Annotated in this window: 5 protein-coding genes; all 5 read left to right on the top strand. The window is 38.7% G+C overall.

Features of this window, described 5'->3' with window-relative positions; translation table 11 throughout:
* Nucleotides 1–1,993: glycoside hydrolase family 43 protein (locus AC1DPQ_RS11120; RefSeq protein ID WP_477609282.1), on the top strand; the 1,993-nt coding region annotated here is incomplete at its 5' end.
* Nucleotides 1,993–3,126, top strand: coding sequence for a glycoside hydrolase family 88/105 protein (locus AC1DPQ_RS11115; RefSeq protein WP_477609280.1), 1,134 nt, complete (start codon nt 1,993–1,995; stop codon nt 3,124–3,126). The genes AC1DPQ_RS11120 and AC1DPQ_RS11115, both read left to right, overlap by 1 nt.
* A gap of 16 nt (nt 3,127–3,142) precedes the next feature.
* Nucleotides 3,143–4,390 (top strand): DUF2264 domain-containing protein, encoded by a 1,248-nt coding sequence (locus AC1DPQ_RS11110; protein WP_477609278.1) that lies wholly within the window; start codon nt 3,143–3,145, stop codon nt 4,388–4,390.
* A gap of 78 nt (nt 4,391–4,468) precedes the next feature.
* A complete protein-coding gene (locus AC1DPQ_RS11105; RefSeq protein ID WP_477609276.1) occupies nt 4,469–5,587 on the top strand; it encodes a glycoside hydrolase family 43 protein in 1,119 nt (372 codons plus the stop codon).
* A 107-nt stretch (nt 5,588–5,694) separates the two neighbouring features.
* Nucleotides 5,695–7,536, top strand: coding sequence for a glycoside hydrolase family 35 protein (locus tag AC1DPQ_RS11100; RefSeq protein ID WP_477609274.1), 1,842 nt, complete (start codon nt 5,695–5,697; stop codon nt 7,534–7,536).
* Nucleotides 7,537–7,950: the final 414 nt, after the last annotated feature.

Raw genomic sequence — 7,950 nt, 5'->3', positions numbered from 1 at the left:
GAGCACCGATGCTTACCATTACAAGGCATTAAACAATAATAATCCAATCATTTCTTCCGAAAAAATCAGCAGTACCGGAGGTATACGCGATCCACATATTTTGCGTGGCGAGGATGGCAAAACCTTTTACATGGTGGCTACCGATATGGTTTCGGCCAATGGCTGGAATTCGAACAGGGCAATGGTATTGCTTAAATCAAATGATCTGATCCATTGGACATCGTCAGTTGTTAATATTCAAAAACGTTTTCCAAATAACGAAAATCTGCTACGTGTTTGGGCTCCACAGACCATTTACGATAAAACAGCCAAAAAATATATGGTTTATTGGTCGATGAAGCATGGCGAGGAGCCTGATAAAATTTATTATGCTTACGCCAATGCTGATTTTACAGATTTGGAAACAGCCCCAAAACAGCTCTTTTTTAGCCCAACCAATGGTTCTTGTATTGATGGCGACATTATTTACGATAAAGGGAAATACAATTTATTCTTTAAAACAGAAGGAAATGGCAATGGCATAAAAAAAGCGGTTTCCCATCAACTCACCACAGGTTATGTGCAGCAGGATAAATATTTACAACAGACAAAAGAGGCTGTAGAAGGAGCTGGTGTTTTTAAACTGAATCATAGCGACGAATATATCCTGATGTACGATGTATATATGAAAGGCCGCTATCAGTTTACCAAAAGTAAAGATCTGGCAAATTTTAGTGTAGTGGATCAAGATATTGCCATGGATTTTCACCCAAGGCACGGAACTATTTTGCCTATTAATCAACAAGAGTTAAACCGGTTGCTCAATCAGTGGTATACTGTCGAATCTGTTTTGCAAAGCGCACAGAATAAGGCAATCAACCAAAATAATATTGTTTTAGATACCGTGAACCAAAAACTTTATCTGCCAGTAAATTATGGTACAGATTTAAAAGCCTTTGATCCGCAGTTTAATACCTTTAATCAAATCAGTATCGCACCAAAAGGGAAATTAGATTTTACTAAAGGCCCTGTAAAAATTAAGGTAAGTATTGCCAATCAACAACCTAAAACTTATTTGGTAAGTGTTGCTGTATCCAATAACCCAGTTTTAAAAGGTTATTACGCAGATCCGGAAATTTTATATTCCAATAAAACAGGCAAATATTACATCTATCCAACCAGCGATGGTTTTAACAACTGGAGTGGTACCTATTTTAAAAGTTTTTCATCAACTGATCTCGTTAACTGGACAGATGAAGGTAAAATATTAGACCTTGAGAAAGATGTTTCGTGGGCGAAAAAGAATGCCTGGGCACCTACCATTATCGAAAAGAAAGTAAACGGCGCTTATAAGTATTTCTATTATTTCACAGCAGCACAGAAAATTGGAGTTGCTGTTGCTGATCATCCAGCCGGTCCGTTCAAAGATAGCGGTAAGGCTTTAATTTCAAGCAAACCAAAAGGAATAAAAGGTGGTCAGGAGATCGATCCTGATGTATTTAATGATCCTAAAACCAACAAAAGTTATCTATATTGGGGAAATGGGTATATGGCCGTTGCACCATTAAATGAAGATATGGTTTCGATTGATACCAATGAGATTAAAGTTATTACACCAAACAATGGTTTCAGAGAAGGTACCGAAGTTTTTTATCGTGATGGAAAGTATTACTTTTTATGGTCTGAAGATGATACACGGAGCGAAAATTATCGGGTACGTTATGGCTTTTCTGATTCGCCTATAGGAAAAATAACCATTCCGGAAAATAATCTGATTCTGGCAAAAGATGTAGCACAAGGTATTTACGGAACAGGGCACAACAGTGTAATCAAAGTTAACGGAAAAGATGAATGGTATATGGTTTACCATCGTTTTACCCGACCAAAAGGAATCTCAATGGGGAGTGCTGCAGGCTACAACCGTGAAGTTTGCATCGATAAAATGGAATTTAATACTGATGGAACTATTAAACCTGTAATACCAACCGTAAACGGCATTAAACCAATACACTAATGAATTTAAAATTGTATAAGGCGCTTTTCTTATTGTTGTTTTTTAGCAGCACAGCTGTAAATGCACAAACTTCAACTTCAAAAGAGGAAGTGCTCGAAATGATCAACCGCGCAAATACCTATTGGCAAGGCAACAATAAACCCGAAGTACGTGCTTTTTGGGATCATGCTGCTTACCATACCGGAAATATGGAGGTATATGGAATTACCAAGAACGAAGCTTACCGTAAATATTCAGAAGATTGGGCCGTTTATAACAAATGGATGGGCGCAAAATCAACTGATAAATCCAACTGGAAATATAAATATGGCGAAACAGATGAGCATGTGCTGTTTGGCGATTGGCAGATCTGTTTTCAAACCTATATCGATTTATACCACTTAAAACCCGAAGAATATAAAATTGCAAGGGCAAAAGAGGTAATGCAATACGAAATGAGCACACCCAATAACGACTATTGGTGGTGGGCCGATGGTTTGTACATGGTAATGCCTGTTATGACCAAACTTTATAAAGTAACTGGAGACCMAAAATACCTCGATAAGCTGTACGAATATTTTATGTATGCAAATAGCATTATGTACGATAAAAAGGAAAAACTTTATTACCGGGATGCCAAATATGTTTATCCGAAGCATAAAAGTGTAAACGGCAAAAAAGATTTTTGGGCAAGAGGCGATGGTTGGGTGTTTGCAGGTTTAGCGAAAGTGTTAAAAGATCTGCCCCTTAACGATCCACATCGGAACGAATACCTAAGCAAGTACCAGAATATGGCCAAAGCAATTGTTAAAAGCCAGCAGGCAGAAGGTTATTGGACCAGAAGTATCCTAGATCCGCAACATGCCCCTGGACCAGAAACCAGTGGAACAGCCTTTTTTACTTATGGTTTGTTATGGGGGATAAACAACGGTTATTTAAAAGAAAAAAACTATTTATCTACAGCACAAAAAGCATGGACATATCTAACCAAAACCGCATTACAACATAACGGTAAACTGGGGTATGTACAGCCGATAGGAGAGAAAGCCATTCCGGGGCAGGTGGTTGATGTAAATTCTACAGCGAATTTTGGTGTAGGGGCCTTTTTATTGGCTGGTTGCGAAATGTACCGCTATTTATCAAACAAAAACTAAATTTTTATAGGAAAAAATGAGACTTAAAAATATTTTAATTACGGGTTTATTGATCGTCTTGGCTGGTGGTTACGCATTTGCGCAAAAGAAAACCAAGAATACCAAAAACGCGGTTTTAACCGATCGGCAGTTTTGGTTGCAACAGATGGATAAGATGGTGAAACCCGTTTTGTATAACCTGGCTAAAGACAGCCTGCGTATTGCGATGCCAAAAGTTACTTCTATCCATATTGATAATAAAGAACAGCGCATTAAAGTACAATATGTAGAAGTTTTGGGTAGGGTTTTAAGTGGTATTGCGCCATGGTTGCAGTTAGAAGGAGGTTCGACAGAAGAAGTAGCTTTAAGGAAACAGTATCGGGAGTGGGCCATTCAGGGACTAAAAAATGCTTTAGATTCTAATGCCAAAGATTTTATGAATTTCGATATCGGTGGGCAACAACTGGTAGATGCTTCTTATGTTGCATTGGCTTTGGTACGTGCACCTTGGTTATGGGAAAATCTGGACAAGAAGAACCAGGAACTGATGATGAAATCGATCGTTACAACCAGAAGATTTAAGCCTGCTTTTTCTAACTGGTTATTATTCTCCGCTATGAACGAAGCCTTTCTGGCCAGATTCGGTTACAGTTGGGATCCTATGCGTGTTGATTATGCACTGCAGCAAATGGAACAATGGTACACCGGCGATGGAATGTACACAGATGGAACATCGTTTGCCTTCGATTATTATAATAGTTATGTTATTCACCCTTATCTGGCTACTTTGGCCAATATCATTGGTGCTAAAACGAACAGTTATAAAGAGATGTTCGAGAAGATTAAGAAGCGCAATGAGCGGTATGCTATTATTCAGGAAAGATTAATTAACGCTGATGGCACTTACCCAGCAACAGGTCGCTCCATCATTTATCGTGGTGCTGCATTTCATCATTTGGCCGATATGGCCTGGAGAAAAGCATTGCCAAAACAGTTAAGTCCGGCTCAGGTACGTTGCGCTTTAACCGCCGTAATCAAAAAAACTTTAGAGAGCCCTACTACCTATAAAAATGGTTGGTTAACGATAGGTTTATATGGCGATCAGCCAAATCTGGGCGATTTCTATAACAACCAGGGCAGCCCGTACATTGCTTCAAATATCTTTTTGCCATTAGGTTTGCCAGAAGCAGACGCATTTTGGGCCAACCCAGCAGAGAAATGGAGTGCGCAAAAGATCTGGAGTGGAGAAAATTTTGAAAACGATCACAGTGCCAGTTTAAAATAAATAGCAGATAGCTATACAATTGAAAAGAGGTGGGTAAATTACCGTCTTTGTAACGTTAAAAATTATTTGATTAAAATGATGAATAAGAGAATCAGTTTTGTTTTAGGATTTATCGCCTTCAGTTTAGGGCTAAATAGTTATGTTTCAGCACAACAAACATATACTTCTTTTACTCCCGGTAAACTTTGGAAGGATGATAAAGGTGTTCATATTAACGCCCATGGCGGAGGCATTGTCGAATATAAAGGCATTTACTATTGGTTTGGTGAGCATAAGATTGAAGGTGAAAAAGGCAATACGGCACAGGTAGGCGTACATTGCTACTCATCAAAGGATTTATACAATTGGAAAGATGAAGGTATTGCACTTCCGGTTTCAGAAGACCTGAAAAGTGATATTGCTAAAGGCTCGATCCTGGAGCGCCCAAAAGTGGTGTATAACAAGAAAACCAAAAAGTTTGTGATGTGGTTTCACTTAGAACTTTTAGGCAAAGGTTATGCAGCTGCAAGATCGGGTGTTGCGGTAGCCGATCGCCCAACTGGTCCATATACTTTTATCAAGAGTTATCGTCCAAATCCGGAGAAAATGCCCTTTTATGCAGCAGGAACAGCAGAAAAAGATATGGTAAATTGCCAGCAACCGGCCAATAAAAGTGATGGTTTTTTCTGTAGGGATTTACCCGGTGGGCAAATGGCAAGAGATATGACAGTTTTTGTAGACGATGATGGAAAAGCCTATCATATATTCTCTTCAGAAGAAAATTTTACGTTGCATTTGGCTGAGTTAACCCCTGATTATTTAGGGCATACAGGAAAATTTATCAGAATTTATGTGGGGCAGCAAACAGAAGCACCAGCTTTGTTTAAGAAAAACGGAACCTACTATATGGTTGGTTCGGGCTGTACAGGATGGGCGCCAAATCCGGCCAGATGGTTCAAAGCAAGCTCCATCTGGGGACCTTGGACTTATATGGGGAATCCATGCCAGGGCGAAGGGGCTAAGCTAACCTATGGCGGGCAGAGTACGCATGTATTGCCAGCACCAGGCAAAAAAGGAGAATTTATTTTTATGGCTGATAAATGGGAACCGAAAAACGCCATTGATGGCCGTTACTTGTGGTTGCCAATCAAATTTGAGAACGATAAAATTTCGATAAACTGGGCAGATGAATGGGATCTGAGCGTGTTTAAAAAGTAGAGAAAAAACAAAATTTTTATATAAATCTAGACGATGAATTGCGTAAAAATGCGCAAATGGGATTGTTTTTGCCCAAAATTCGGGTCATCTTAAAACAACTTTAAAAAATGAAAGCAAAATTATTATGGTTGGTGGCGATATGTTTCTCCTTATCAGCTTTTGGCCAGCAAGCTAAACATACGTTTAAGCTAGGAGAAACAGCCTTTCTATTGGATGAAAAACCCTTTCAGATAATTTCTGGGGAGTTACATTATCCCCGTGTACCAAAAGAGGCCTGGCGGGCCCGTATGAAGATGGCCAAAGCAATGGGGCTAAATACGATTGGTACTTACGTATTCTGGAATCTGCACGAACCACAAAAAGGAAAATTCGATTTTTCGGGCAATAATAATATTGCCGAATTTGTGAAAATCGCCCAACAAGAAGGCCTTTGGGTTATCTTAAGACCAAGTCCTTACGTTTGTGCCGAATGGGAGTTCGGTGGTTATCCTTATTGGCTACAGAACGAAAAAGGCCTTGTGGTGAGAAGTACCGAAAAACAATATTTAGATGAGTATAAGAAGTATATTATTGAAGTAGGCAAACAGTTGGCACCATTGCAGATTAACCATGGTGGTAATATTATTATGGTACAGGTAGAGAACGAATACGGCTCTTACGCTGCTGATAAAAATTATTTAGATATCAACAGAAAAATGTTTATCGAAGCAGGTTTTGATGGATTGCTTTATACCTGCGATCCTGCTGCAGATGTAAAAGATGGACATTTAGACGGATTACTACCAGCTGTAAACGGAATCGATAATCCGGCAAAAATTAGGGAGTTGGTAAATCAGAACCATAATGGGAAAGGCCCATATTTTATAGCTGAGTGGTATCCTGCATGGTTCGATTGGTGGGGAACACCTCATCACACCGTTCCTGCAGCACAATACACCAAAAAGTTAGATTCTGTTTTAGCAGCAGGTATTTCGATCAATATGTACATGTTCCATGGCGGTACAACGCGCGATTTTATGAATGGGGCAAACTATAAAGATATTTCACCTTACGAACCACAAACCAGTAGTTATGATTACGATGCGCCTTTAAATGAGGCTGGAAATGCAACTGAAAAATTCAAGGCGTTTAGAAGTGTGATCGAAAAACATCTTCCAACAGGACAAAATTTACCGCCAATTCCAGCTGCTAAACCAAGTATCGCAATTGCGCCTTTTAAACTGGGAAGTAAAGTAGCTTTGTTTAATGCGCTGCCAAAAGCAGTGAAAAATAGCACACCTTTAACTTTCGAGGATCTTAGCCAGGATTATGGTTATGTGCTTTACCGAACTACCATTAAGGGAGGTAAAAAAGGCGAACTTCAGATTAAACAATTACGGGATTATGCGCTGATTTTTATTAACCAGAAAAGAGCAGGTATTTTAGACCGTAGGTTAAACCAAAATACTTTGGCATTAACACTCCCGAAAGGCGAAGTACAGCTCGATATTTTTGTAGAAAATATGGGTAGGGTAAACTTTGGAAAGTATCTGTTAGAAAACAAAAAAGGAATTACCGAACAGGTAACTTTTGATGGTGCCGAAGTTAAAAACTGGTCGATGTACGGCTTCCCTTTTAATAATATTGCTGGTTATACTGCTAATGCTGCCCCTTCAAAACAAAGCGGAAACGGACCAACATTACAAAAAGGATCTTTCCAAATTTCGACAGTTGCGGATACTTATTTAGATATGACCGATTGGGGAAAAGGGGTAGTGTGGGTTAATGGACACAACTTAGGAAAATACTGGGCAATCGGGCCACAACAAACGTTATATATCCCTCAAGAATGGTTAAAAAAAGGCAAGAATGATATCGCGGTTTTAGAACTGATTAAACCTGATCAGAATATTTTAAAGGMAATAGATCAACCAATCTTAAATACAATAAAAAAATTAAACGTAGACTAAACGTTTAAAAATCTTCAAAATAGGGGTTAAAAAGCCAAATTCTAACAAAAAGTAACAATTTAGCCCCTACTTATTACCGTATTACCCCTCACTCCACTAGGATTTTATGGTTACTTTGTTGTAATCAATCCATCTCCATTCATGCATAATTTCCACATCAGGTCTGATTAATATTTTAATAAAATATTTTGATAGACTACCCTTTTGAATTCCTCTCGCGGTTCAATTATTAACTAACCAAATAATCTTAAAAAATGAAAAGAAAACTACTAGCCACATCTAAGTGTGCGGTAATGTTTTTGTTTGCTTTAATCCTATCCTTAGGTAAATCAAACGATTCAATTGCACAAACTGCTCAAATCTCAATTTCTGGAAAAATAAAAGATAATCGAGGTAACCCCATTCCCCCATTCC

The sequence above is a fragment of the Pedobacter sp. 01T416_2 genome, assembly GCF_056398925.1.
This window is presented reverse-complemented; position numbering and strand designations above follow the sequence as displayed.

Coding starts and splice junctions, on each gene's coding strand:
- AC1DPQ_RS11110 (WP_477609278.1), top strand. CDS start 3,143: ATGAGACTTAAAAATATTTTAATTACGGGTTTATTGATCGTCTTGGCT.
- AC1DPQ_RS11105 (WP_477609276.1), top strand. CDS start 4,469: ATGAATAAGAGAATCAGTTTTGTTTTAGGATTTATCGCCTTCAGTTTA.